Origin of the sequence: Kitasatospora sp. CB02891 (genome assembly GCF_002803145.1) — a bacterium.
GTDB lineage: Bacteria > Actinomycetota > Actinomycetes > Streptomycetales > Streptomycetaceae > Kitasatospora > Kitasatospora griseola.
In genome coordinates, this window is record NZ_NNBO01000026.1 from 18,495 (window position 1) to 42,688 (window position 24,194).

Annotated in this window: 26 protein-coding genes; 14 read left to right on the forward strand and 12 right to left on the reverse strand. The window is 71.6% G+C overall.

Going from position 1 to position 24,194, the window contains the following annotated elements:
• Window positions 1–53: 53 nt before the first annotated feature.
• Window positions 54–1,133: an AbrB/MazE/SpoVT family DNA-binding domain-containing protein gene (locus CG736_RS34950; RefSeq protein ID WP_100590125.1), complete on the reverse strand. Its 1,080-nt coding sequence runs from the start codon at window positions 1,131–1,133 to the stop codon at window positions 54–56.
• A 173-nt stretch (window positions 1,134–1,306) separates the two neighbouring features.
• On the opposite strand from CG736_RS34950, the gene CG736_RS36725 reads away from it, so the two are divergent.
• From CG736_RS36725 to CG736_RS34975, 6 genes are all read left to right on the forward strand, one after another.
• Entirely contained in the window at window positions 1,307–2,311 is a 1,005-nt protein-coding gene (locus CG736_RS36725; protein WP_157815847.1) for a hypothetical protein, read from the forward strand.
• 53 nt (window positions 2,312–2,364) lie between these two features.
• Complete coding sequence (locus CG736_RS36730) at window positions 2,365–2,880, forward strand: ATP-binding protein (RefSeq protein WP_157815848.1); 516 nt, start codon at window positions 2,365–2,367, stop codon at window positions 2,878–2,880.
• A gap of 203 nt (window positions 2,881–3,083) precedes the next feature.
• Complete coding sequence (locus CG736_RS34960; RefSeq protein ID WP_100590126.1) at window positions 3,084–4,553, forward strand: hypothetical protein; 1,470 nt, start codon at window positions 3,084–3,086, stop codon at window positions 4,551–4,553.
• Window positions 4,554–4,735: 182 nt separating this feature from the next.
• The gene (locus CG736_RS34965; RefSeq protein WP_100590127.1) at window positions 4,736–5,320 is read left to right on the forward strand and encodes a hypothetical protein; all 585 of its coding nucleotides are present in this window, start codon (window positions 4,736–4,738) and stop codon (window positions 5,318–5,320) included.
• Between the two features lie 635 nt (window positions 5,321–5,955).
• On the forward strand, window positions 5,956–6,915 hold the full coding sequence (locus CG736_RS34970; protein WP_232734382.1) for a 3'-5' exonuclease: 960 nt from the start codon (window positions 5,956–5,958) through the stop codon (window positions 6,913–6,915).
• Window positions 6,915–7,202, forward strand: coding sequence for a hypothetical protein (locus CG736_RS34975; protein WP_100590128.1), 288 nt, complete (start codon window positions 6,915–6,917; stop codon window positions 7,200–7,202). Before CG736_RS34970 ends, CG736_RS34975 begins: the two co-directional genes overlap by 1 nt.
• A gap of 43 nt (window positions 7,203–7,245) precedes the next feature.
• On the opposite strand, the gene CG736_RS34980 is transcribed toward CG736_RS34975, so the two are convergent.
• From CG736_RS34980 to CG736_RS35020, 10 genes are all read right to left on the reverse strand, one after another.
• Window positions 7,246–8,163, reverse strand: coding sequence for a hypothetical protein (locus CG736_RS34980; protein WP_100590129.1), 918 nt, complete (start codon window positions 8,161–8,163; stop codon window positions 7,246–7,248).
• 388 nt (window positions 8,164–8,551) lie between these two features.
• Window positions 8,552–9,226, reverse strand: a complete 675-nt coding sequence (locus tag CG736_RS34985; protein WP_100590130.1) for a Pycsar system effector family protein — start codon at window positions 9,224–9,226, stop codon at window positions 8,552–8,554.
• A gap of 195 nt (window positions 9,227–9,421) precedes the next feature.
• Window positions 9,422–9,943 (reverse strand): hypothetical protein, encoded by a 522-nt coding sequence (locus CG736_RS34990; protein ID WP_100590131.1) that lies wholly within the window; start codon window positions 9,941–9,943, stop codon window positions 9,422–9,424.
• A 67-nt stretch (window positions 9,944–10,010) separates the two neighbouring features.
• Entirely contained in the window at window positions 10,011–10,367 is a 357-nt protein-coding gene (locus CG736_RS34995) for a hypothetical protein (RefSeq protein ID WP_100590132.1), read from the reverse strand.
• Entirely contained in the window at window positions 10,364–10,666 is a 303-nt protein-coding gene (locus CG736_RS35000; protein WP_100590133.1) for a hypothetical protein, read from the reverse strand. The genes CG736_RS34995 and CG736_RS35000 overlap by 4 nt, the downstream gene beginning before the upstream one ends.
• Window positions 10,667–10,742: 76 nt before the next feature.
• Window positions 10,743–10,898: a hypothetical protein gene (locus CG736_RS36735; protein ID WP_157815849.1), complete on the reverse strand. Its 156-nt coding sequence runs from the start codon at window positions 10,896–10,898 to the stop codon at window positions 10,743–10,745.
• Complete coding sequence (locus tag CG736_RS35005; protein ID WP_100590134.1) at window positions 10,895–11,113, reverse strand: hypothetical protein; 219 nt, start codon at window positions 11,111–11,113, stop codon at window positions 10,895–10,897. Before CG736_RS35005 ends, CG736_RS36735 begins: the two co-directional genes overlap by 4 nt.
• A gap of 280 nt (window positions 11,114–11,393) precedes the next feature.
• A complete protein-coding gene (locus CG736_RS35010) occupies window positions 11,394–11,825 on the reverse strand; it encodes a hypothetical protein (protein WP_100590135.1) in 432 nt (143 codons plus the stop codon).
• A gap of 171 nt (window positions 11,826–11,996) precedes the next feature.
• The gene (locus CG736_RS35015) at window positions 11,997–13,568 is read right to left on the reverse strand and encodes a hypothetical protein (RefSeq protein WP_100590136.1); all 1,572 of its coding nucleotides are present in this window, start codon (window positions 13,566–13,568) and stop codon (window positions 11,997–11,999) included.
• Window positions 13,565–13,954 (reverse strand): hypothetical protein, encoded by a 390-nt coding sequence (locus tag CG736_RS35020; RefSeq protein WP_100590137.1) that lies wholly within the window; start codon window positions 13,952–13,954, stop codon window positions 13,565–13,567. Before CG736_RS35020 ends, CG736_RS35015 begins: the two co-directional genes overlap by 4 nt.
• Window positions 13,955–14,549: 595 nt before the next feature.
• On the opposite strand from CG736_RS35020, the gene CG736_RS35025 reads away from it, so the two are divergent.
• Together CG736_RS35025 and CG736_RS37255 are read left to right on the forward strand one after the other, a co-directional pair.
• Complete coding sequence (locus CG736_RS35025) at window positions 14,550–15,020, forward strand: hypothetical protein (RefSeq protein ID WP_100590138.1); 471 nt, start codon at window positions 14,550–14,552, stop codon at window positions 15,018–15,020.
• 142 nt (window positions 15,021–15,162) lie between these two features.
• On the forward strand, window positions 15,163–15,867 hold the full coding sequence (locus tag CG736_RS37255) for a helix-turn-helix transcriptional regulator (RefSeq protein ID WP_304528238.1): 705 nt from the start codon (window positions 15,163–15,165) through the stop codon (window positions 15,865–15,867).
• On the opposite strand, the gene CG736_RS35035 is transcribed toward CG736_RS37255, so the two are convergent.
• Window positions 15,826–16,818, reverse strand: coding sequence for an NlpC/P60 family protein (locus CG736_RS35035; protein ID WP_100590140.1), 993 nt, complete (start codon window positions 16,816–16,818; stop codon window positions 15,826–15,828). The genes CG736_RS37255 and CG736_RS35035 overlap by 42 nt on opposite strands.
• A 492-nt stretch (window positions 16,819–17,310) precedes the next feature.
• On the opposite strand from CG736_RS35035, the gene CG736_RS35040 reads away from it, so the two are divergent.
• The 6 genes from CG736_RS35040 to CG736_RS35065 all read left to right on the forward strand — a co-directional run bounded on the left by CG736_RS35040 (window position 17,311) and on the right by CG736_RS35065 (window position 24,194).
• Window positions 17,311–18,183, forward strand: a complete 873-nt coding sequence (locus CG736_RS35040; RefSeq protein ID WP_157815850.1) for a hypothetical protein — start codon at window positions 17,311–17,313, stop codon at window positions 18,181–18,183.
• 31 nt (window positions 18,184–18,214) lie between these two features.
• A complete protein-coding gene (locus CG736_RS35045) occupies window positions 18,215–18,490 on the forward strand; it encodes a hypothetical protein (RefSeq protein ID WP_100590142.1) in 276 nt (91 codons plus the stop codon).
• 215 nt (window positions 18,491–18,705) lie between these two features.
• Entirely contained in the window at window positions 18,706–19,221 is a 516-nt protein-coding gene (locus tag CG736_RS35050; protein ID WP_157815851.1) for a hypothetical protein, read from the forward strand.
• 88 nt (window positions 19,222–19,309) lie between these two features.
• Complete coding sequence (locus CG736_RS35055) at window positions 19,310–21,133, forward strand: hypothetical protein (RefSeq protein WP_157815852.1); 1,824 nt, start codon at window positions 19,310–19,312, stop codon at window positions 21,131–21,133.
• Window positions 21,130–22,665: an SCO6880 family protein gene (locus tag CG736_RS35060; RefSeq protein ID WP_100590145.1), complete on the forward strand. Its 1,536-nt coding sequence runs from the start codon at window positions 21,130–21,132 to the stop codon at window positions 22,663–22,665. Before CG736_RS35055 ends, CG736_RS35060 begins: the two co-directional genes overlap by 4 nt.
• Window positions 22,665–24,194 carry a DUF853 family protein gene (locus CG736_RS35065; RefSeq protein ID WP_157815853.1) on the forward strand — a complete coding sequence of 510 codons (1,530 nt, stop codon included), beginning with the start codon at window positions 22,665–22,667 and terminating at the stop codon, window positions 24,192–24,194. Before CG736_RS35060 ends, CG736_RS35065 begins: the two co-directional genes overlap by 1 nt.

The following is a 24,194-nucleotide window of genomic DNA, read 5'->3' on the forward strand; positions in this document are numbered from 1 at the left end:
CATCGCAGCAAGGAGGGGCCCCGCGAAACCGCCGGGCCTCGGTCGAGCAGTAGTCAGGCCGAAGTGGTGCCTGTCACCAATTCCTCGACAGCTGCGTAGGTACGCAGAGCATTGGACAGGCGGGTACCGGCCTCACCGTCGTCGATGCGCAGCCGCCGTCCGGCCAGGGTGCGGGCGTCGGCCCGTACGTCGGCCAGCAGGGAGTCCACCTGGTCGCCCTGATCGTGGCGGATGCGGACGATCCGGAGCCGGGTGAGAACCTTCTCCGCAGCGTCGGAGAGCCGCATGGTGCCGTACGCGGCGACGGCGGCGAGCAGTTCGTCCTCGGCCGGGTGCGTCGGAAGGTCGGCCGACGCAGAGGTCGGCGACTCCTCGACGTCCGGCACGGCCGGGGCCGGGTCGGCGGCCAGCAACAGTACGCCGAGTCGAAGCGCGATCGCGGTGCACAGCGCGTCGGTGAACTCCAGCGCGGCACCGCGCTGGGTGGCGTCGGCGACCAGGCGCAGCGCGGTGGCGGTGTCGTGGGCGAGGTCGGGGTGCCCGTCGCCGGGGGCGGACAGGCTCAGACCGAGCAGCCGCAGGTCGGTCAGCACATCGTCGACCTGGTCCAGGAGGCCGGCGCGCACCAGCGCGGTGACCAGTTCGCCGACGGCCTGCTCGGGCAGCACCCCGTGCGGCAGCAGCGCGTCGGCGGGACTGCCCGGGCCGCATCCCTCCGCTGCGGCGAGCCAGCCGAGCACCGCGCCGGCGGTGAGCACCGCCAGGGTGTCGGTGCCGTCGGCTTCGGCGTGCCCGAGGCCGCGGTCGATCACGGACCGGACAGCGCTGGCCGGGAGCAGTGGGTCGGTGGGCCGGACGCCGTCGCGCAGTCCGGGCCGTCCGCCCCAGCGCACACTCACCGGGCCCTGCGGCGGGAGCAGGCTGCCGACGGTGCTGCGCAGCCGGAGCACCACGGTCCAGGTGGGTTCGACGGTGATCGTGCCGTCGGCGGTGGCGCGGAGCACCACGCGGGTGCCCTCGGTGATGCCCGCGGCGCGTTGCAGTGCGATCGGAACGATCAGACGGCCGCGCTGCCCGATGACGGCCGTGGCGACGGAGACGGCTACCACGTCTGCTTCGAAGCTGGTGTCCATGATCGGGATTCTAGATACCGAACGCCGATCCGGTGAGCAAATCCAGATCTGCTCACCCTTCAGAGAATTGGCCCACACGAGGTTATCGCCTCGGATAAGATGCCATATCCGAGGCGATAAAACGGACATGACGGCCCGCCAGCGGGCGGGCCGGACTCAGGGGAGGAACCGGGATGACGGACAGCACGACCGGCACGACGGCGGTGCCGACGCAGGCCGCGCCCGCGGCGGGCGGTGCGGACCTGACGGTGGAGGTGCACTACCCGCCGGTGGAGAACGGGATCGACTACCTGCTCAGCGTGGTCGGGCACCTGCGGGAGCCGGTGGACCGCCGGGACCTGAAGTACGCGGTGCTCCACCTGCAGGCCGCCGCCGAGTGCCTGCTCAAGCACCGGCTGGAGCTGGAGCACTGGTCGCTGGTGTTCGCCAACCCCGGTGCGGCGGTCCGCAGCAAACTGGACGACGGCAGTCTGAGCACCTGCGACGCGGACCAGACCCGGACCCGACTCGTCACCATCGCCGGCGTCGCCATCAGCCAGAGAGAGGACAAGCACCTCGACACCCTGGCCCAGCTCCGCAACCGCCTCCAGCACTACGGACGGCCCCACGACGCCAGGATCGACCGGTTCACGATCGAGCGCATCGCGGTGTCCGTGCTGGAGTTCCTCGTCCATTTCATGGACACCGAGATCCTGCCCAGGACCGGCCCGCAGAGCGAGGAGGCCCTCCAGCACCTGTGGGTCATCCGCACCGGCATCGACAGCATCAAGGGCTACACCAAGGCGCGCCTCGCGCGGCTGCGGCCCGAGCTGGAGCCGGTGAAGCCGCACACCGTCCAGTGCCCCCACTGCGAGCAGGTTGCCCTGGTCGTCGGGGACGAGGAAGAGGTGCGCTGCCGGTACTGCGGCTACTGGGGGCACCCCGCTTCCCTGGCCATGGTCTACGAGCAGATGGTCCTGGGCCGCCACGCGGAGGGAGCCGGGGTGCAGTGCCCGAACTGCGCGGCCAACGCCCTGGTGCGCGGTGCCTCCACCGCGGTGGACCCCGAGACCGAGGTCAACCTCTGCTTCAGCTGCGGCAACACCTGCCCCGACCTCACGCCGTGCACCCGGTGCGGGGAGCCATTCGAACCGGACGGCACCGAACTGGCCTGCGCCTCCTGCCTCACCTTCTTCTAGCCCGCCTCCGAACCACCCGCACGCCCAGCCCGACCAGTAAGAGGAGAACCCCGATGGACACCAGGACCGACCTGGCGCCGCTCCCCCCGCTCGTCCCCGGCACGCTCCTGGTGGCCGTGGGCCCCGGGGCGTCGGGCAAGTCGACCTTCGCCGCCCGGGCCGGGGTGGCGGTGCTCGGCCTCGACGCGCTGCGCGAGGAGATCGGCGGCGACCCGGGAGAGCAGTCCGTCACCCCGGCGGCCGTCGAGCTGCAGAACGCCCGGCTGGAGGAGTACCTGCGCGCCGGCACCCTGGTGCTGCTGGACTCCACCAACGTGGAGACGCGGGTGCGAGCCGAGCTGGTCGAGCGGGCCCGCCGCCACAGCCGCCCCGCCGTGGCCCTGCGCTTCGTCCCCGGCCTCGACATCTGCCTGGAGCGCAACCGGCTCCGGCCCGCGAACCGGCGGATCCCGGACGACGTACTGCGCTGGCAGCACGAACTGGCCCGCGAGGCCACCGCGGAGGTGCTGCTCGGGGAGGGCTTCACCGCCGTCCACCAGATCACCCCCGCACCGGCGGCCGCCCGGTGACCGGGGAGTACCTGCCCGCAGTCCGGGAGGACGGTGGCGAAGAGGCGTTCCCCCGGCCGAGCTGGCTCTATTTCACCTGCCCGGCCTGCGGTCTGGTGGCCCGGCCCTCCTCGGGTGACTTCCCGTCCAACGGCTCGCCGACGACTCCTTGGACCGGCGGCCGCGCGACCGTGAGGTGCTCCCCGTGCGGGCACCGGCACACGGTGACCGGGCACGACGTCGTCCCGGCCAGCTCCTTCGCCGTCTGCCCGCGCTGCGCGCACGACAGCCCCTGTCCGGCCGCGGCCGCCGTCGTGGAGTGCAACTCCTGCCACCTGTACTTCGACGGCCCGGCCGCCGCCGACCCGGGGCTGCGCGACCATCTGCGTACCGCCCAGGACCGGCACGCCCGGCAGCTGCAGGCCACCCTCCAGGCGGCGAAGGACCGGGCCGCCCGCCGCCGCGGCCTCCTGGTGGACGAGGACCTGGTCGACGTCGAGGTGGTGCGCCCGGCTGCGGCGCCGTCCGACACCGCCCCGCTCGACCCGGAGCTGCTGCCCTCCGTCGTGGAGGCGGTCGAGGAGGACGAGGACCTGGTCGACGCCGAGCTTCTGTCCGCCGAGGAGGGGCAGGGCGCCGGAACCGATGTCGCCGAGGCGGGGCTTGACGCGGCGTCGGCTGCGGTGCTGGCCGCGCTGGACGCCGGTGCCCGGCAGCACCTGGACGACGTTCGCCCGGAGAAGACCAAGGCCGCCTACGCCCGGGACTGGGCGCTGTGGCGCGAGTACCTAGACTGGCTTGCCACCCCGGAGCGCGCCGGGCACCGGCTCCCGGACACCGCCGTCTCGGTGGGGACGCTTGTCGGCTTCGTCACCTGGCTCGACGCGGTGCTGGAGGCCGCGCCGGCCAGCATCGACCGCCGGATCACCGGGGTGACGGTCGAGGCCCGGCGCCGCGGCGCAGAGGTGCCGAAGGACGCCACCGTGGCGGCCCGGCAGGCGCTCAAGCCGATCAAGCTGGACAAGGTGAAGGCGGCCCGGGGCCGGGGCAAGGCGAAGGCGCTGACGCCAGAGCACCTGCGAACGATGGCCACCGCCAGCCCGGTGGTCCCGGCCGCTCCCGGCTCCTCCCGGGGTGACTACGAGGTGCCGGAGCTGGCCCGGCTGCGGGACGCCGCGCTGCACGCGGTCGGATTCGCGGTCGCCGGCCGCAACGAGGAGCTGTCGGTGCAGGACGACACCGACTTCGTCCTCGTCCCGGAGGGACTGGAGGTCACGGTCCCCTCGGTCAAGGGCCGCCCGGCCCGGACGGTGGCGGTGGCGTACGGGCAGCACCCGGAGACCTGCCCGGTGCGCCGGTGGGAGGCGTGGAAGGCGGCCAAGGAGGAAGCCGGGGTCGCACCGGGCGGGGCGGCCTGGCTGGCCGTCGACCGCTGGGGGCACCTCGGCAGCCGGATGGGCCCGGATGCCTGCAGGCAGGCCCTGACCCGGTCCGGGGAACGGGCCGGGCTGCCCGTCCGCGTCACCGGGCACTCCAGGCGTCGAGGGATCGTCACCACCGGCCGCAGGCACGGCAAGCGCGCGGAGAAGCTCCGCGCCCAGGGCGGTTGGGCGGCCAACTCGCCGGTGTTCTGGGGCTACATCGATGAGGGCGAGCTGTGGGAAGACGCCGCGACCGAGGGCATCGGCCTGTAGCCGCTCCCGCCGACCAGGCCCCGCGCCGAGCAGGTGCGGGGCCTGCCGTTTTGGAGGCATTGGCTCTGCTGGAGGCATTGAGATGGTTTCCCGTCCCGGCGGAATACCTGAAATCCCTCGGATACCTCCGAGACTAGCAACTGGCCTTGCTGGAGGCTGGCCGCGTGCGCTTTAATTGTGCTATGGCGGTCAAACGAATCACCTTGCTCATTCCGGGCTCGACGGCAAAAGCGCTGGAAGCCCACATCACCAAGGCCCGAGAGGCGGAAAAGGCGTGGATCGCAGCCGAGATCGAAAATGGCAGGGATAGAAAGTCGGCACGAAGGGAGGCAATTGAACTGCGCCCTTCGCGGTGGCCCACGCAGGACGTCCTGGTAGTCAGGGCCGTGGAGCGCAGGCTCGACCGGGAAGACCTGGCCGGCCCCTGGGAGCCCCTGACCCCAAAGGAGGCCGGGGGTATGCGACTGGCTGGCCGGTGGCCCGGTCCAGACGAGGGCAACTTGGTGGCCGAACGCCAGTTCGGCCTTCCTGAAGCCTTGGTGGAGCGGCTGCGCACGGCCTCGTGGCGGGTCTCAGCGGACTGGCTGAAGCTGCTGGAGGAGGAGGACCTCATCGGTCGGCCCCTCGACGGCCACGAGAGGGAGCGGCGCGACGAGCTCGCTGCGCACCTGATGTCGCCGCCGCGCATTGTGCGACAGGCGCTGGCGGCACCGTTCGCGCTGGTGTGGCGGCCCCTGGCAAGATCAACACCAGCAGTCAGAAAATGAATCGATATCGTTTAAGTTCATGAGATATGGCGCGCACTTAAATCCTGGCCGGAGTCCGGCTTGCGGCGCTCTTTGAATTGCTTGCGACTTTTCGCGACAGGTGCTAGAACGTTGACTGTCCGGGAGACCCGGAGCGGGGTTTTTCTTTTCCCAGGGAACGGGAGTGCGAAATGGCGTCGACGGCCGTGGAACCCGGGCTTTCTCACGAGGCCCGGGGGAAGCCCCTGGAGTACGTGGACGGGGTCCCGGTGTACCGCTGGGGGCAGGCGCCCCCGCACCTTCGGACCCAAACCCAACTGGGCAGGTCCCGGCTGAAATTGTCGCTGGATCAGCCGGTGCTCGCGATCATCCGCACCAGGGAGTTCGGCGACGTCGGCCTGTACGACCCGGGTGCGGCGCGGCGGATGGCCCCGCTGGGCTCAGCCACCAAGGCCAAGATGGCCGCTCGACGGACGTGCCCGTCGTGCCTGACGGTGTGCCCGGAGATCGTGCGGGGGCCGCGGTGCCCGACGTGCAGTGAGAAAACCGCGCGGGAGGACGCCCGGTTGCGGGCACGTACGTGCAGGGGGTGCCGCTCGGTCAGGGACCGGGCCTACCCGGCTCACGGCCTGTGCCAGGGGTGCCGGCGGGAACAGTTGGCGAAGAAGCGCCAGCGGGTGGCGGCCTGGCTGGTCGAGGCAACGACCTGCGTCGGCGACGGGTGCGCGGTGAAGGTGGGCGCGCAGACCAAGGCCAGGGCGTGGCTCGCGGAACGCCCCTGGCTGCTGCGGCCCGAGGTGACCTACACGCCCGATGTCAGCAGCCGGCCCGGCGGGTGGCCGTGGCGGTGCCCGGCCTGCGCGGCGGCCGAGGAGCAGCGCCAGGCCGAGCAGCAGGCTCTCTACGAGCAGCAGCAGCGCGAGCGGGCGCTGGCCGCGCAGCGGGAGGCGGAGGAGCTGCGTGCCTGGGCCGCGGCCGCGCTGGTGGCCCGGGACGTGGTGGTGCTGGACACCGAGACGACGGGGCTGCACAGCGAGGCGCGGATCGTGGAGATCGCGGTGCTCGGGTCGGACGGCGAGGTGCTGCTGGACACCCTGCTGAACCCCGGTGAGCCGATCGGGGAGGCGTCGGAGATCCACGGCATCACGGATGTTGACGTGGTGTCGGCGCCGGTGTTCTCCGCGGTGCTCGACCGGCTGTCCGCGGTGCTCGACGGCAAGCGTTGTTTGATCTACAACGACGTCTACGATGTCGGCCGACTGCGGCACGAGCTGACGCTGCACTTCCTGGACCCCGCGGCGCGCGAGACGGCCGCGATGTCGGCGGCGGAGGGGGAGGTGCCGGACGGGCTGCTGGAGCGGGCGCTGTACCAAGCCCGGGAGCGGGCCGAGCAGTGGCTCGCCTCGGTACGGTTCGAGGACGTGATGGGCCCGTACTCGGACTGGGTCGGCGAGTGGTCGGAATACCACGGCGGCAACCGGTGGCAACCGCTGCAGGGTGGGCACCGGGCGGCGGAGGACTGCCGGGCGGTGCTGGAGTGCCTGCGGGCGATGGGGCGGCCGATCAGGCAGGAGCCGTTGACCGGGGCCGGCTGGAGCACGGGGGAAGCGAGCTGATGCCGCAGATCAGGCTGATGGGCTCGAACCCGAGCTCCGTCCGGGAGACTGCCGAGGCGATGGTGAGGGCCCTGCGGGCGTCGTCCGAGCTGCAGGTCGGCGACGTGTCGGAGGTGCCGAACCGGCGTGGGCCGGGGCTGAGGGTGTACGTGGAGCTGCTGCTGCGGGAGCCGGGGCCCGAGCAGCAGGTGACCGTGACGGTCGAGCGGGAGGATCGGCCCGGCCCGGGCCGGCGGACTCAGGTCCGAACCCGGCAGGCGGCGCTGCCGCCGGCGCCGCCGCGGTGAGCTGACGGCCGGGTGGAGGGCGGGCGCGGCAACGGCCGCTCGTTCACCGGCGGGCGCCGACGGCGAGTTCGTCGGCCAGGAGTCGGCGCAGTTCGGGGAGCGGTTTGGTGGCGCCCAGGATGCCGAGGAACTCCTGGAGGCTCCACCCGAGATGTGCTCCCTGGCGGGAGAGGTAGAAGCTCAGCACGCGGATGCCGTAACGGTCGTCTGTGTCGAGCAACAGGTAGCCCGCGAGCTGGTAGAGCTCGCGGGCTCCGATGTTGGTGGGCTTCACGGTGGCCTTACAGTCGATCAGCTCGCCGTCGACGATCAGGTCCGCGTCTGCGGCGCCGACCAGGTCGCTGCCTGCGAACTCGGGTCCGCACACCACGTCCCGGCCGGGGAGCCAGCCCAGGGCCTCGCGGTCGGCTGCGAGCTGCAGCTGGGCGGCGATGTCGGCGACCGCGTAGGCGGGGACGGCGGCGAGCAGTGACTCTAGAGTGCTGTCGGCGGTAGCGTCGGCGAGCAGGCCCTCGACCTCGCCGGAGCGGTAGACGACCTCATAGTGGCCGGCCAGGTAGCACAGCCGGGTCAGGCGCTCGGTGTCGGCGCCGTCGGGGGAGAGGCCGGGGCGGGCGGCGGCCCGGGCGGTCAGCTCGGCAAGCATGGCCTCACCCGCGAGGTGGAGCGCTTCACGGACAGCGGGCGGCGGTCCTCCGTAGGTGCCGCCAGCGAAGGCGCGGACACCGGTCTCGATCGGGAGGCCGTGGGGGGAGCCGACGCTGACGCGGATCCGGTGGTCGATGGTGTGGCCCAGCACGGGCCAGTTGATCTGGCCCTGGGCGCGTGGGCGGACGGGCCTGCGCAGGCCACTGGCCCAGTTCCGGTATCCGTCGGTCAGGGTCTCGACGTTCGGCAGCTCTCTGGCCAGCCAGCGGGAGATGGTCGATCCGGGCTGCCGTAGTTCGGAGGTGAGGCTCACCCGTCCAGTTTCCCGTGAGATCCGCTGCTGGTGGCACCCTTTCAGGTAGACCTCTTCGTCAGTTTCCTGGACAGCGGCCACGGCAGGGTCACCCCCAGCTGGCCGCGGCCGTGCACGCGGTGCGGAGAGGGCAGAGCTGACCGGCGCCCAGCGCCGGGCGGCGGGTCCGACCGCTTGGCCCGCCACGCCTGCTGGGATTCGTCACGGCGGCTCACCCCCGCCTCGCCGCGCCGAGCCTTTGCTGTTCAACGATCTGTCAGCTGTCGCACGGACGGTCGGCGCGGCTGCGCGCCGTAGGGTGCGTCAGAGAGCGGGTACGAGGCGGCCCCGCACCGATCGAGCTGGTGCGGGGCCGCTGCATGATTAGTGAACCGCGTGGTCAGCTCGGTCAGATCAGCGCGGAGGCGAGGGCAATGGCCAGGACGACCAGGGCGGCGGCGGTGCAGTCCACCGCCCACCTCAGCCGCCGAAACTTCGCCAGGGTGAGCTTGGCCATCGCCTGCACCGGCTCGGTACCGTGGTCGGTCTCCAGATCGGCGGCCAACTCGTCAAAACTGCAACGCGCCCAGTAGACCCAGGTACCCGGGCGTCCCGGGCCGAGCACGGGACGCAGCACCTGCAGAGCCAGCAGCGCCGCCGCGGCCAGGCCGGCGCCGCCGAGCATCACCAGTGCGGTCGTCATCGGCTCCAGGTCGTGGGACGGAACCGCCACAACCAGTACGCCCAACGGCAGGCCCAGCGCCGCAAGCAGCGCGCTGGCCTTGGCGTCGGTGCGGGTCAGCTCGGCAAGGACCAGCTCACGCTTCTTCTCGTGCCGGTTGGTGACTGGCGGCGCGGGCGGCGGGTCGTAGTCCCCCCAGTGCTCGCGGCACCCGCGGCAGTGCTCGCCCGGGCCGCCGAATTCGCCGTGGTGCGGGCAGGCCCACCCACCCTCCGGCAGGTCCTCGTCATCGGCAGCCTGGTCGTCGGTGTCCCCGTCGCAGCCGTTGCAGCCGTTGACCGGGGCGGTGGGGTCGCCGGTTCGGTCGCACCACCAGCGGTGCTCACTCCTGGTCGTAGTCATTCCGGTGTCCGTTCTGTGATGGGTGGTCAGCGCTGGTGACGGCCGGTACCGAGCAGCCGGGCGGGCAGCCGCTGCCACCACCCGGGGGTGAGGTTGTCGGCCGCGTCGGCGTCGTAGTGGGCCTGCTCGTCCGGTGGTCGCGGATCAGCTCGACGTCCTCGTGGAACGGGGGCCGGGACATCGAGGAGTCGAGCGTCACGGAGTGTTCCTCCTGGTGGTGGCATGGAGTGCGTATTCCTGACGGACGTAAGCGCGGCTGCCGCCGGGCAGGTCCCACTCGGCCGCGCGGGGGCCGCGCGGTCCGGTCGTCGTCTCCCAGACCTGGTCGAAGACCTGCAGTTGCTTGGCAGCACCGTTCGCCGCCCGGAGGATCTCCAGGCGCAGGTCGTCGTCGGTGCCGAAGGCCCGGACGGCGAGGCGGTCGCGGAGGGCTGCCCAACGAAGCAAGTACTCGCGCTGCTGCTGGAGGCTGATGGGCTGTCCATCCTGGAACAGCTCCAACCGGAGCAGGTTCTCCAACTCGTCCCCGGTGGAGGGCGCACCCGTGTAGGCCTGCGCGGGCAACGGGGCGTCGAACGGGTTCGGCGGCTGCCACTCGGTCGGTACCAGGGGGACCGGCGTGGTCACCGGGTCAGCAGCCGGGCGGATGATGCGCTGTCGCAGTCCGGCGACGCCGGCCGCACCGACGACGGCGAGGAACAGGGCCCACGCTCTCACTGGTGGTCCCCTTCCCGCTGCATCGTCCGCCTCATCATTGCGGTGAGACACATGGCCTGCGGCTCCTTCAACGAATCCACCGCCACTCGGTCAGCTCGGCTCGCTCACCGAGCAGCGGCAGTTCGACCTCAATCTCCGTGGGGGGGAGACCGCAGTCGGTGAGGATCACGGCGGAGGGCAGTGCCAGACGCTCCATTACCCACAGGCGCTGGCCAGCTTCCCAGGGGCCGATCGAGCAGCCCGGGCGGACGGTCCACTCCTGATCGGGGGCGGCCAGCACCAAGACGTCGCTGGCCTCGATCCTCTGCCGGACGATCCGGGCGGCGATGGCCGCGGGCAGGCGGTCCTGGATCATCAGTTCGGCAGTCCGCTCGTAGAGGAACTGCGCTTCGGCGTGAGGGCTGAGCAACTGGTCGAGCATCATGCCCAGCCCCCCTGGCGGACGATGCGACGGCTGCTGCGGATCAGGGCGAGCGCGGTGGCGCCCTGCAGGGTGACCAGCAGGACGGCCAGCGGGCGGGCCTCGGGGCGGCGGTAGAGGACGGCCCCGACGACCGCGGCGTGCGCGACGGCGGCCAGCTGCACGGCGTGCAGGGCGTCCTGGTGGTGCGTCAGCGCGGCCGTCAGGACGACCACGGCGGCGGTCAGCGCGGCGACGGCGCTGATTCGGGTGGCGGGCAGCTGGGCCCGGTAGGTCGTGGAGCTGGTGGTCCGGTGGGACATGGCGGTGAGCCTCCAAGGGTTCCCCGCCGGGCGGCAGCGTCTCCGTCGCCGCCCAGCGGGATCGGGTGGCAGAAGATCAGGGCTGCCTCTGGCCGGTGGTCGGCGCGCTGCCACCCGACGGGGCGGACACCGGGGTGCTCGTCCCGAGGTGCTTCTGCACCGCAGCCGCGAGGCTCGCCGCCGACGCGTGCAGCTGCTCAGGGGTCTGCGTCTTGATCTCGGAGTCGCTCACAGCTCCACCACCAGGAACTCGGTGCGGTCGCCGCACTCGGCGCACGTCACGGTGTGGAGGACGCCCTGCTGGTCGCGGACCGTCGCCGCGCCGAAACCGTCACAGCCGTCACAGCCGACCGGGATGGACTGCAGCATCCGGTGGCTGGCCGGGTGGGCGTCGGCCCGGTGGAGTCGGCCGCCCCGTCGCGGGGTGTTGGGCCTGCACTTCGCCATATGTCCCTCCAAGGGGGAGTTGGTCCTGCCCGAAGAGCGGGGCTATGCGCTCGCTCGGGCTGAGAGCACCGGACCGGGGCTGGCACCCCGGAGAACCGGTTCTCTTCATTGCCCTCTCAGAGTAGCTAATGCCTCCATTGACGTCAATGACTTTAATGCCTCTATTAGCGTCATGTCGCGGTGCCTGTAGTGCTGTAGATCCGGGCCAGGACCGTGAAACATCGCCTCGGCGCCGGGCCGGGTCAGCCCGGCCCGGCGCCACCGGAAGAAGTCCGTCGCGTCAGGGCCGCCCCGTCAGCTTGACGATCTTCGAGTCCCAGTTCATGCCGCCGTCGACAATCGCGGTCAGGACTACATGAGTGTGGCGGGTGGTGGAGTTGACGAGCCGCCGGCCATCGCCGTCGCAGGTCCTCAGGATGCTGTCCCCACCGATGTAGTCGCCGAGGTGCATGTTGACGGCTCGGAGCTCGACGCATCCGTGGTTAGCCTCGACCCAGCCTTGCACGCGGTAGTGGTCGCCTTCCTTGGTGACGGTCAGACGGGCGGATCCAGCGGCGGAGACGTCTCCTGAGCTGGCCTCTAGGGCGATGGACTGCTCCTGGACCATCTCGCGGTGCACGGGCACGGTCGCCGCGGCGGTCGGCAGCACGAGGGGAAGCGGGCCGACGGCAGCCAGCAGGAGAACAGCGGTTCGGCGGAGGTGTGCGGACATAGGGCAACCCTTTCGGCTCAATGGTGGCGAACGGGGGGCCAACGCGCGGCATATGCGTTTGTCACGGCCATTGAGCTAAATGGGTGACGCAGGAGAAGTGAGAGGCATTGCCTCCGCGAGGGTCAATGTCTCCGGACCGGTCTGATCGCAAGCCGGGGCGATGGGACGCGTCTACAGCCGCAGGCCTCGCCCTGGCGACCACTCGCCCTGCCGCAGAGCTTCCGGGACCTGGGGTGCGAGGCCCTGGGCAGCGAGCCTGGCCGCCGACTGGCGGACCAGCATGCGCTCGACGGCGGCCGGACCTGGCTGGGCCGCGAGGTGCTGCAACGTTCGTGCAGCAGGGTCAACGCCAACCTGGCCGGCAGCACTCGCGAGGAGCGCCTCAACGGCGCCGGCCGCTGCGGAGGCCCTGCGATAGCCGTCCTGCAGCTCCTGCTGACGCTCGGCGCTCAGGGGCTGGGCGGCCCGGCGGCCGGTCAGCACGCCCGATGCCCTGAGCAGGAGCCTGCGGGTATGGGCCAGCCGCCGGGTGATCTCCGCGTAGTCGTCGGCGAGGTGGCCGAGCTGCCCGGAGATGTGGCGAAGTGCCTCGGTCCAGACCGGGGCGGCCGCGACAAGTTCGGCGGCGGCGCGCCGGGGTCCGCCGCCGCCGTCGGTGAGGCGCCATACCGGATTCGCGAACAACAATCGACCGACTCGGTCGACCAGGGCATGAGACTCCGCGGCCACCGGGGTGAGGGACGTAGGGCTGTCCGGCGCGGTCCTGACGGGCCGCCAACAGGCGGCGAGGTCCCTCCAACTCCATTCGGAGGCTCTCCAGCTCTCCTGGTCGCCGTCCTGAGCGAGCGAAGTGTGGGCGAGCAGGGCGCGGCCGAGGGAGTAGAGGGCGGAGACGTTGGCGGCGACGGTGCCCATCGCGGCGGCGGTGTGCACGTGCTGGTGGTCTCCGCTGTCGAGCACGCGCCAGGCGAACTCGGCGAGCCTGTCCGCACCAGCCGCTGCTCGGACCGCGAGCTGCTCGACCGACTCCGGCCCCCGGGGCGGATCGGCCTGCAGCCCGGTGCGCGGCGTCATCAGCCCGAGCACCTGGTCGTGCCCGTCGAGCCGGGCACCGATGCTGAGGAGCTGGGCCTGCTGGTGTGCGATGAGCAACTTCCGGCCCGCTTCGTACAGGGCTCCGGTCCGACCGGGGAAGGCGGCAGTGGTGGCGGCGGCAAGTTGGATAGCCACCTGCCCGACAACGGCGGTGAACGGCATGACGGTGGCGAGCACCGCCGTACGGAGCTCGTCGCTCTCCAGAGCGACGCCGTGGCGGCTGAGGGCTTCGCCGTCCGGGCCAGTGTGGGTGGCCAGCAGGTCGAGGCCGGTGCGCAAGGCCCGTGAGGCCCGAGGAAGGGGCTGCAGAACGGGCGGGTCGCCGACGACCGTTTGGGGTTTTCCGGCCGCTGACCGCAGTTGCTGGAGGGCCTCGGCCAGACCCATGTGCAGCTCGCCGCGCACGCCGGCGTCGCTGAATGCCTGGGTCGCTGGGCGGCCGGCGGCGGTGGTCGAACGGTGCGGCAACGCGGCGACTGCCTCCCAGGCGAAGCGCTGCTCGACGGTGACCAGCACGTCGGTGAAGGCGGCGAGCTGGGCGATCAGGGCCTTGCGGACAAGTTCCGACATGGGGCTGGAGACACGGTCGACCAGGTCAGAGAGGTGCTCGTCGGTGAGCTGAACGAAGTCGCCGAAGGTCGCAGTCACCGGGAGGCCGTACGGACGGCTCGGGCCATGCGGGCGGCGAGCAGGGATGCCTGGGCCGGCTCGCACGCGCCGGCGGCGGGGCCATTGTCGGCGATCGTGCTCAGCCGCTGCTGGGCCTGGTCGAGGAGGTCGGCCAGGGCGGGGCCGTCGCCGAGGGCCGGGGCCCCAGCGACGGCGACGGCGACGGCGGTCGGTTCGGGCAACAGCTCGCGCGCTTCCACGGCCAGGTTGTACGCGCCGAGGGCAGCAAGGGTGTCGCCCTGGTCGGCGGCCGGCCCGACGGCCCAGGCCGCGGTCCGATCGAAGAGGGTCCAGGCGCCGACAAAGGCGTCGTCGGTGCCGGGGGCAGCGAGCAGGGCGGCGGTGCGGTCGGTCCAGGTGGTCATGAGGCTCTCCTCGGAAGCGGGGTGATGGGCAGTCAGGTTGCCCGATCCGAACGGTTTCTGCCGGATCTACCGTGATTCCTGTGGATAAAGCGGGGTTTTGAGAAGGTTGCTCCATGCGGGTGACCCCTGGACGGTCGTGTTGGCGGTCCGTCCGGCTGATCGGGGCGCGATTCCCTGGGCCGGGATCAGCGTCCGAGTGCCGTCAGGTCCAGGTCCAGGCGGAGCGGCTCGGTGATCACAGCCCGCGCGGCGCTGCTGGCACGGGTGAGGTAGCGGTCGCCCGCCAGCTCGCCAAGGTGGAGGACAGGCTCGGGAGCGCGACCGTTATCTGGGGTTCCGGAGCCGTCTGAGCAGGTCAGCGGGGATTTGGAGCTGTAAGGCAGGTAAGGCACGTATCGAAGTTGGCCCGGCGGTGCTGGCCGTCCCGGTAGCCTGCTTGCGGGCCGTGCGGTGTGTCGGTCCCGGACCGCTGACGGCCGCGACCGGCAGCACCAGCGTCCTGACGGTGCCTCGCATCAACGCCCGCTTCGCAGCAGACTTTCCCGGTGCCGTCCAGTGGCCCGGATCGCGGGCCGGCCACCAGCAAGGACACCCGATGGTCAAGAACCACGCCCGGAAGAACGCCGCCCGGGCCCGGGCCGCCGAGACCGGCGAGAGCCACCAGGCCGCCGTCGCCGCCGTCCGCGAGCGGCCCTCCCTCCTGCCGCCGCCTCCGACCGACGAGGAGATCCTCACCGAGGGACGGGCAACGATCGTCGCCGCACTCGGCGAACTCGCCGAACAGACCACCCACCCGCAGCGGCGCCGCCTGTACCTGGAGCTCCAGCAGGAGGTCGAGGCGTCCACGACGGCCGCCGACCTCCCACCCGCCCGGGGCAAGTTCGCGTACCGCCAGGCCGACCGGCTCTGGATGGAACGCTGGAACGTGCTGTCGGCGAGCCCCGTCGAGTCCTACGACGAGCGCCTGCGCGGCATCAACCGGTGCTACTGGGCGCGGCGGGTGATGTACGAATGGGTCTGGCCCGGCGAGTGGGACAAGCAGTTGTCAGGCACGTACGGCACGTAGTCGGGCCTCCGATGAGACCCTGAACAAACACCGGAGTCGACCGAAACGGCGGTTTGTTCAGGGTCGCGCCGCCGGGCGACCTGAACGAACCACTGGATCGTGGGAGTATGCGGTTCGTTCAGACCGACTCCTGGAGGTCACCGTGTCCGAGGCTCCCTACGGGTTCGACTGCCTGCGCCTGCAAACCGCGCGGAAGGAAGGCGGCCTGACCGTGGCTGAGATCGCCCGCGCGGCGGGCGCGAGCGACCGCGCGGTGAGCTTCTACCTGAGCGGTCAGCGGCACCCGCGAGCCGAGGTGCTGCCCCGCCTGGCCCGCGCGGTCGGCCTGGACGACCCGCTCGACCTGTGCGACCTCCCGAAGGACGGCGAGCGGATCGTCCACCTGCGGGTGCGGGCCGGGAAGAGCCGCACGACGGTGGCGGCTGAACTCGGCTGGCACCAGGAAACCTACCGGGAGTGGGAAACCCGCGGGCACGCGCCGGACAAGATGGCCGGCCCCCGCGACGGCTGGGAGGACGACCCCCGGCGGCCCGGTTGGGGCTGGCGAGTGAACACCCCGTTCTTCACCAGGCCCATGGTCGAGAAGGGCGCGAGCATCGACGGCACGTGGCGGCCACCGGCGTACGGGCCGCACGAGTACAGCAAGCCCGAACACGAAGGCGTCTTCGAGGTACCGGCCGAACGCCTCCACCAGGCGCTCCAGCGAACCCGGGCCGACTGGGAGGCTGAACTCCGACGCTGGAACCGGGAGAACCCGGACCTCGCTGCCGACATCGCCCAGGCCGCCGAGCACGGGTTCCGGCCGTCAGCTGCCGACGACTCTGCGGACGGCGACCAGGCGCAGTGAGCCGCTGGTGGCGTTGCGCCAGGAGGCATAGCTGACGGTCCGGATCTGCTTTCCGGTGCGTGGCGCCTCCACCACGTAGCCGTCGCCGATGTAGAGGCCGACGTGCCCGGGTCGTTCGACAGAGGCGTCCGACTCGCCGCCGAGGGTGAACACAAGGTCGCCGGGCTGCGGGGAATCCGGGTTGACTGGCCGTCCCTGGTGCACCTGGTCGCTGGTGACGCGAGCGAGCCGGATCCCGGCGCGGGCGTAGGCCTGTTGGACGAGCGAGGAGCAGTCGCACCAGCCGCTGGAGTCGGTCCCAAGGGGATCGGTGCAGGGGCCGCCGTAGCGGTACCAACCGCCCCGCTGGGCCAGCGCCCAACGGATCGCGGTGGCCGCCCGGGGATCGGTGCTGGCGGGCACGTCCCATCCGGCCGGGAGGCCGTCGTCGGCGGGGGGCGGGGCGAGTTCCGCGGTGAAGGCGGGGACGCCGGCGACGATGGCAGCCACATACTTCTGCGTCTCGGGGTAGGGCGGGATGCCGTGGGCCTGCTGCACCGGTCCCCACCCGGCGTTGTAGCCGGCGAGGGCGAGCTGCCACGGCGGCCCCCAGCCGGTGCCGCGCGCCTTCTTCATTAGGTCGCACATGAACTCGCCTTGGGCCCGGATCGCGGCGGCCGGGTCGAAGACGCTGGCGCCGTGGCCCCACTGGGTCCAGGTGTCGTCAGTGAACTGCGCGATCCCCTTGGCGCCAGCCGGGGAGACCGCGTTCGCGTCGAAGTGGGACTCCTGCTGGAGCTGGGAGGCGAGCTGAGGCGAGGTCAGGCCCTGGTCGCAGGCCCCGGCGGCGCGCTCGATCATGGGCCTGTACTGGGGCGGGACGCTGCCGGCCTTGAGCGTCGCGCCGTAGGGGCCGACGGCCGGACCGGCGGCCTTGGCCGGCACCTCGGTGGTGACGATCAGCAGGACCATCCCGAGCCCAGTGGCCGTGAGGCTGGCGAGGGCGCATGTGCTCCATCTGGGCAAATTCGGTCACCCGATCGTGTGAGAAGTGATGGCTCCGCAGTCGGGCCGGGCGGGCGCCGTACCGCGGGCGTGAGATCGGCTCGGCCGGCGCGGTGCTGGCGAACGCCGATAGGGGAGAGGAGTTCCCAACCGGCGGACCGAGGCATATGACAGCACGTCAGCCCCAGGTGGCCACCGCCGCCGGGAGGTTCGCCCGGACCCGCCCCAGGGCCTGGCCCACCCAAGTGCTCGGGGACCTTCCGCGCGGTTGTTCTTCCCCTCAATCCGCCACCTTGCGTCGTTGATCGGTTGCCGAGTGTAAACAACTCGTTCGGTGACTGTGCTAGACAGTGCGCCTACTGCCAGTGACTACCAGGGCTGGCGTCGATCTCGGCCGGGGGGCAGATGGGCAGGTCCGAGTTTGTCCCATTGAGCCGGTCGGCCCGCTTTACCGTGCCGGTGCTGGGCACGACGCACGGCAGCGGCCGGACCACCGTCGCCGTCCTGGCCGCCGTCGGCCTGGCCCGGCTGGCGCCGACCGTGGCGCTGGACACCTCGCCTGTCCCGTCCTCGCCTTGGCGGCGGTGGCCGCTGAGCGGCGGCGAGGGGCTTGAGGCGATCCCGTCGGACCAGCCGGTGAGAACCAGTCAGGTCCGCGCTGCCGCAGTGTCCGGCCTCTCGGGCCAGCTACAGGTGCTGACGGACCGTCGGCCGTGGACGGAGGCGCCGCTCCAACTGCCCGCCGCCCCGGCTGCCTGGCAGGGCCTAGCGCAGTTGGGAGGGTGGCAGGTCGGCGTGACCGACACGGATCTTGTGCTCGGCGACGACCTGGTCGCCAGCCGGAGTGCCGACTCGTCCCGCTCCGCGCAGTGGATGCTGCTGGACGCCGGGGTGCCGGTGCTCTGCGCGGCGGCGACCCGGGACGGTCTGGAGGCGGCTGCGGTCTCGATGGCGGCCGCCGAGAGCAGGCGGCTGCCGCTGCAGCGGTGCGTGCTGGCCGTGACCGGCCTGGCCCCCGGCTCGTTGCCCCGGCAGTGCAGGGCGCTGCTGACGATGCTCGCACCCCGGGTCGGAGCGGTGTTCAGCGTTCCGCACTGCACTGCCTGGCGTGCACACGGCCTGCGAGACCCCTCCGGGCTGAGCCGCAGGTTCGCCGGTGCAGCAGACGACTTGGCGGCCGCCGTGGTCGGCCTGGCCGAACGGTCCTGGGGTCCGATGCGGGCCTCGGCCGCCGAGCTGCCCAACCCCTCGCCCTCGACGGAGGAGACCCCTGATGTCCTCACCGATCATGCTGCTGGCGGCCCGGCTGCCGAGTTACCTCCCGCTCACTGATCCGACTCCGAGCGCCGGTGGGGGAGGGAGCATGGACACGGTCGGCCGGGGCTTCAAGCCGGAGCTGCCCGGTGGCAGCGTGGGCACCGCGACGACGACGATCGTCAACTGGACGATGGGCGGCTGCCTGGCTGTCGTGTTCGTCGCCTTCTGCTGCTGCGCTGCGATGGACGCCTGGGGCTCGACCTCCGACCGGCCGGACGTCTCGGCAAAGGGCAAAGCCGGCCTGCCGAAGTGCTTGCGCGCCGCAGCACTCATCGGTCTGGCCTGGCCGATCATCTGGCTCGCCTTCTCGGTGGGCAGCTGATGCTCGCCGACAGTGAACACCGTCGCCGCTCCGCTCTGCGTCGGCTGGTCGTCGCCGGTGCCCTTCTTGCCGTGACCGCGACGGGCATCGGGGCAGCGGTGCTGTGGGCCTCGGATTCGAGCACGCCGACGGCGGCGACCGGTACCCCGAGCTCGGGCGGGCACGGAGCCGCACCGCCGCCGACCGATGCCACCCCGCTCGGCGGCGGCCTACCCGTGCCAGCCCGGGTGGAACAAGGCATCCCGGTCGGCTACCCGCACACCCCGGCCGGCGCGGTGAGCGCGGCCGCGCACTACACCGAGGCCCGCGACCTGCTCTCCCCCCACCGGGTGGTCGAGCAGATGTCGGTGATGGCCCGGCACACCGCCCAGGATCTGGGCGGGTTGAGCGGCACCGGGATCGCCGACGCCCGCGACTGGCGGAGCCGCTTGGGCCTGGACCCGGATGGCGAGGCGGACGACCACTCCTTCATCGGCGTCCAGGTCCGCGGCTACCAGGTCCGAGAAGTCAGCGCCGACCAGGTCGACGTCTGGCTGCTGGTGGTGGAGACGCCTACCGTGGGCGGAATCGCCCACGGCCGGGGTGTGTTCACCGTCGCGGCCCCCGTGGCCTGGGACGGCGATTGGAAGCTGATCGACCGCGGCCTGGGGACGGCGCCCACCGTCGCCGAGCCCGACAGCGCGGAGGCCCTGTCGAGGGGGTGGACCCCGGTTGCCTACCAGCAGAAGTAGCCGTTGGCAGCGCGTTCTCGTGCTCCTCGGTGTGCTGGCCGCAGTACTTCTCCCGGCAGCAAGTGCCGCCGCCGCGAGCCCCCGGCCGATGCCAGGGGCGACCGCAGGGATGGTGTGCCCGGATGGCACCCTCGCCCGGGCCCAGGACAGCGTCGGGCTCGGAGCGCTGGCCGACAGGCAACCGGAGTTGAAGGACGCGCGCGGCGGGTGCGTGCCCAAGTCGGAGCACGGCTGCCAGGCGCTCGGCCTGGCCGGCGCGGAGCTGGAGAAGTGCGTCCGGGAAGTCAAGGAGGCCGACTGCGAGGGTGGCGCCATGAGCGTGGTGCCGGGGGCGGAGAAGCTCTGCAAGGACGGCGTCGACAAGCAGATGAAGGAGCGGTGCGAGAAGGCGGGAGGGACGCACTGCGACGACAGCGGCCTGGTGGCCGCGCTGAAAGACCCGATCGGAACGGTGACGGGCGAGGGCTTTGACGGCACCTCCCGCAAGTTCGCCACCGCCGCGAAGTGGCTGGCCGGGCAGATCGGCCGGCTGCTGTTCGATGCCTCGGTGATCGACCTGGACTCAGACGGCATCGCCGACGTCAACGGCCCAATGATGCGGCTGTCGCTGACCGTGGCGATGATCTTGCTGTGTCTGCAGGTCACCAAGACCTGCCTGACCAGCGACGGAAACGGCTTCGCCGTGGCCGCCACGGGCCTGGCCAAGTGGGTGCTGACCAGCCTGGCGTGCTACACGGTGACGCAGGAGGCGATCTGGGCTTCCGACGAGATCTCCCTCTGGCTGATCAGCGGCAGCAACTACAAGACCGAAGCCGGCTTCACTCTCAGGCTGACCCAGATGTTCGACTCCCTCGACCTGGTCGCCAACACCGTGGTCCTGTTCTTCATCGCGGGGGCGGCCTGTGTGGTGGCGCTGGCGCTGTGGTTCGAGATGAAGTTCCGGCACGCGGCCCTCGACCTGCTGGTTGCCACCTCGCCGATGTCAGCGGTCGGCGCGCTGTCGGAGAGCACGAAGGAGTGGATGCCGGCAGCGCGGAAGGCGACGATCACAATGATCCTCATCAAGCCGACGATCGTCGTGATCTTCCTGGTGGGCAGTCAGCTGGTCGGCCAGTCGAAGGACCTCGACGGCGTGGTCGTCGGCATCCTCGTCATCGGCGGCGGTGCCGTGGCATGGCCAATCCTGGCGCGCTTCATGCCCTTCTCCGGCAGCGGAGCGGGCGGCTCGGTCATGAGCGGGCTGCTTGGCGCGGTGGGCGGGACAGCGGCCTCAGCGATGTGGAACCGCGGCGGCGGTACGCCCAGCGGCGCCGGTGCCGTCCCGCCCGGCCAGGGCCTGGCCCAGGCGATGGAGGCGAACGATTCGGCGGGGAGCAACCGGTCCCAGGCCCGCAGCGGGTCCAGCCGTGCGGTGATGGCAGGCCTGATGGCCGCTCAGCTCGCCAAGGCGAGCTCGGACCAGCTCAGCGGAGGCATGGCCGCAATGAGTGCCCACGCCGGCCTCGGCCAGGGCCAGGACATGGGCGGCACCCTCAGCCTCCCACCGAGCCGCGGCGGTTCCGCGGGCGCAGAGAGTTCGGCCGGCCAGGCTGGGGGCACCGCAGCCGGCGGCACCGACGGAACGGAGCGTCCTCGACCTGAGCCACCCGCAGCCGCCGTCCCGGTGGCGGTCTCCTCCGCGGCGGGACGCCACCGGGACGCCCGGCTCGGTGCCCGGCCCGAGATCCCCCTCGGGCCGGTGGCCCGCAGGGACGCTCGACCGAACGGGCTGGCGACGCCGAAGCCCGGCACGCCACCGGTGCCGCTGCCGACGGCGGCACCGGTGGCCCCGCCGTCGGTAGCTGCGCCACCCACTGTGCCCGCGCCGGTATCGCTGCCCGACGAACCCCCGGCACCAGGAGCTGAGACGTGACCACCTCCGACGATCCGCAGCTGTACGGGGGCTGGCAGCCCGAACGCAGCTCCTACCTTGGCGAGCTGAGCCTCGGGGGCCTGGTCCTGGTGGCCGGTGCCGGCTTGGCCGTGATGATGCCGATCTATCTGCACCGGTGGGTGGGGGAGATCGCGGCCGTCCCCGTAGCGCTGGTTCTGCTCGCCCTGGTCTACGTGCCGGTGCGCGGGATCAGCGGCGTGGAGTGGCTCAGCTTGGCTGTCCGACACCAGATCAATGTCGCCCGGAGGCGCAACGTGTTCCTGTCCGGCCTATTCGCTCCTCGTCGTTCCGACGGCACGCAGCCGATGGACCTGCCTGGCGTCCTGGCCCGTCTCCGCCTGCTCAGTGTCCCGACCGGCGCCGGCGAGGAGCTCGGCGTGGTCTTCGACCCACGTACCAACTGCTACTCGGCGGTGATGGAGGTCCGCTTCCCCGGCCTCGCCCTGGTCGACACGACCAAGGCGAATGCCCGGGTGGGTGCCTGGGGCGCGTTCTTGCGCTCGCACTGCGTGGAGGGCGGGCCGATCGTCCGCATCGCGGTGCACGACCGGAGCCTGCCGGATGACGGCACGGCCCTGATGGCCTGGACCGCGAAGCACCTCGACCCGACTGCCCCGCAGCACGTCCGGGACCTGGTCGCAGACCTGACCGCAGACGCCGCCCCGGTCGCCGCTGCCCGCCGGACGTACCTGACGATCACCATGTCGGCCACTCGCGCCCGGCTCGCGGTCAAGGGCGCGGGCGGCGGCGAACTGGGCGCCTGCGCGGTACTGGTGCGCGAACTGCTGGCGATGCAGTCCTCCATCGCCGGGGCCGACCTGGAGGTCGTGACACACCTGACCTCCCGGGACCTGGCCGAGGTAATCCGCACCGCCTACGACCCGCACGCGATCCCTGTCCTGGCCGCACACGCAGCCGCCGCCCAGGCACCCGACTGGCAGGGCCTGCCGCCAGGGGTCGAGGAGGAGCTGGCCGGGCCAGCCGCCGCGGAGAGGCACTGGTCCCACTACCGGCACGACCACGCCACCAGCCGCACCTACCACGTGCACCGGTGGCCGGAGGGACGGGTGTACGCGAGCGTGCTGCAGCCACTGCTCAAGTCTGGCGGCGACGTCACCCGCAGCTTCACCATGACCTACGAGTGCCTCAGCCCCCGAACCGCCCGCACAGTGCTCCGCCGTGAGCGGACCAAGCGCGACGTCAAGCGCCGGGTCCGCGCACAGGGGGGGAAGATCGAGAGCCTCGACGAGCGCCAGGACCTCGCGCACGCCCAGGAGCAGGACAGCGCTCGGGTCGCCGGCCACGGCATCGTCCGCTTCACCGGCCTGGTCACCGTGACGGTCGACGGCGACGACCCCAACCGGCTGGCCACCGCCCACGCCCAGATGCTCAAGGACTCGGCGGACAGCGGAGTAGTCCTGCGCGAGCTCGTCGGAGTGCAGGACGCGGCCTTCGCGGCCGCCGCGCTCCCGCTGGGGCTCGGACTGCCGGAGAAGCGGAGGGCGCTGTGATGAAGCGCCTGCTCAAGGGGTTCCGCACTGCGCCCTCCGAGGCGGACCTGGTCAGCCAGCACCTGCGCGAGATCCTCGCCGCGGGCCGCACGGTCCCCGCGCCGCGCGGCGGCCCCGCCCGAGCAACCCGTCCCGGCACGCGGGCGCCGGTCGCACCGCTGCTCGGCTGGGACGAGCCGTACGCCGGACGGGCCGTCGCCCCAGCGGCCCCGGAGGTCCACCGCGGCGATACCGGCATGGTTGCCGGCCTGTACCCGTTCCTCCACGGCGCGACCTTGCCACCGATCGGTGCGTTCGTGGGCTACAACGTCCTCACTGGCCGGGCATTCTGCTGCCACCCGCTGCTGTGGGTGATCGAGCAGATCGTCAGCAACCCCAACATCCTGATCACCGGAGCGCCCGGCAGCGGGAAGTCGGCGACGGTCAAGGCTCTGGCCGTTCGCCTGATCGCGCTCGGCATCAGGGTCCTGGTCGCGGGTGACGTCAAGGGCGAGTACACGAAGCTGTGCCGGTGGTTGGGTGTAGAGCCGCTCCAGCTGGGTCCCGGGTTGAGCGGGAGGCTCAACCCCTTGGACGCGGGGCCGCTGGGTGAGGGTCTTGAAAAGATCGCCGACCCGGTCGAGCTCAAGTCCAGGCTGACCGAGCTCCACCGGCGGCGGCTGTCGCTGCTGGCCGCGCTGCTGGAGCTGCAGATGCGCCGGCCGCTGCTGCCGGAGGAAGCGGAAGCGATCTCCCTTGCGGTGAAGGAGGTCACCGGGCAGTTGGCGGGCAACACCCGGCTGACCAACCCGACCCTGCGGGCCGTGCACGCCGCCTTGCTGGACCCCACCCTAGCGATGGCGCGGGAGCTGCGGATCCGGGGCGAGGACATTCAGGCCACACGGGAGACGGTCCGATCGGCCAGGGCCGCGCTGGGAGCGATGGTCGACGGGCATCTCGGCGGCATCTTCGACACCGAGTCCTCGACCGCCCTGGACTGGGACGCCCCGATCGCCAGCGTCGACATCTCCCGGATGGAGTCTTACGGCGAGGACGTCGTGGCGATGATCATGACGTGCGTCAGTTCATGGGCCCAGTCCGCCGTTGACCAGCCGTCGGGACCACAGCGGATGGTGATCCGGGACGAGCTGTGGCGGGTGATGAACACGGGCCCGGCGATGGTCAAGAAGATCGACTCCGACCTGCGGCTCTCCCGGAACGACGGTGTGTGCCAGGTCCTGACGACGCACCGCTTGGCCGACTTCGAATCGGTCGGTGCGGCCGGGTCGGCGGCCGTGGTCATCGCCCGCAATATGATCAGCTCCTGCGACACCCGCATCACCCTCGCGCAGGACGTGCGTCCTCTCGAAGAGATCCAGGACGCGGTGGGGCTGACAAACGCCCAAGTCGACCTGGTTTCCAGCTGGGGCCGCGCTCACGTCGGCCGGGCGCTGTGGTCGATGGGGCGGGCAGGCTCACACCCGGTCCAGCTCCACCTGGCGCCGATCGACCGGGTCCTCTTCCACACCGACGAGAAGATGGCGGTCTGA

Bases quoted from the DNA above. Each gene is read 5' to 3' on its own strand.
- CG736_RS34950 (WP_100590125.1), bottom strand. From the start codon at position 1,133: ATGGACACCAGCTTCGAAGCAGACGTGGTAGCCGTCTCCGTCGCCACG.
- CG736_RS36725 (WP_157815847.1), top strand. From the start codon at position 1,307: ATGACGGACAGCACGACCGGCACGACGGCGGTGCCGACGCAGGCCGCG.
- CG736_RS36730 (WP_157815848.1), top strand. From the start codon at position 2,365: ATGGACACCAGGACCGACCTGGCGCCGCTCCCCCCGCTCGTCCCCGGC.
- CG736_RS34965 (WP_100590127.1), top strand. From the start codon at position 4,736: ATGGCGGTCAAACGAATCACCTTGCTCATTCCGGGCTCGACGGCAAAA.
- CG736_RS34975 (WP_100590128.1), top strand. From the start codon at position 6,915: ATGCCGCAGATCAGGCTGATGGGCTCGAACCCGAGCTCCGTCCGGGAG.
- CG736_RS34985 (WP_100590130.1), bottom strand. From the start codon at position 9,226: ATGACTACGACCAGGAGTGAGCACCGCTGGTGGTGCGACCGAACCGGC.
- CG736_RS34995 (WP_100590132.1), bottom strand. From the start codon at position 10,367: ATGATGCTCGACCAGTTGCTCAGCCCTCACGCCGAAGCGCAGTTCCTC.
- CG736_RS35000 (WP_100590133.1), bottom strand. From the start codon at position 10,666: ATGTCCCACCGGACCACCAGCTCCACGACCTACCGGGCCCAGCTGCCC.
- CG736_RS35005 (WP_100590134.1), bottom strand. From the start codon at position 11,113: ATGGCGAAGTGCAGGCCCAACACCCCGCGACGGGGCGGCCGACTCCAC.
- CG736_RS35010 (WP_100590135.1), bottom strand. From the start codon at position 11,825: ATGTCCGCACACCTCCGCCGAACCGCTGTTCTCCTGCTGGCTGCCGTC.
- CG736_RS35020 (WP_100590137.1), bottom strand. From the start codon at position 13,954: ATGACCACCTGGACCGACCGCACCGCCGCCCTGCTCGCTGCCCCCGGC.
- CG736_RS35025 (WP_100590138.1), top strand. From the start codon at position 14,550: ATGGTCAAGAACCACGCCCGGAAGAACGCCGCCCGGGCCCGGGCCGCC.
- CG736_RS35035 (WP_100590140.1), bottom strand. From the start codon at position 16,818: ATGGTCCTGCTGATCGTCACCACCGAGGTGCCGGCCAAGGCCGCCGGT.
- CG736_RS35045 (WP_100590142.1), top strand. From the start codon at position 18,215: ATGGACACGGTCGGCCGGGGCTTCAAGCCGGAGCTGCCCGGTGGCAGC.
- CG736_RS35055 (WP_157815852.1), top strand. From the start codon at position 19,310: ATGCCAGGGGCGACCGCAGGGATGGTGTGCCCGGATGGCACCCTCGCC.
- CG736_RS35065 (WP_157815853.1), top strand. From the start codon at position 22,665: ATGAAGCGCCTGCTCAAGGGGTTCCGCACTGCGCCCTCCGAGGCGGAC.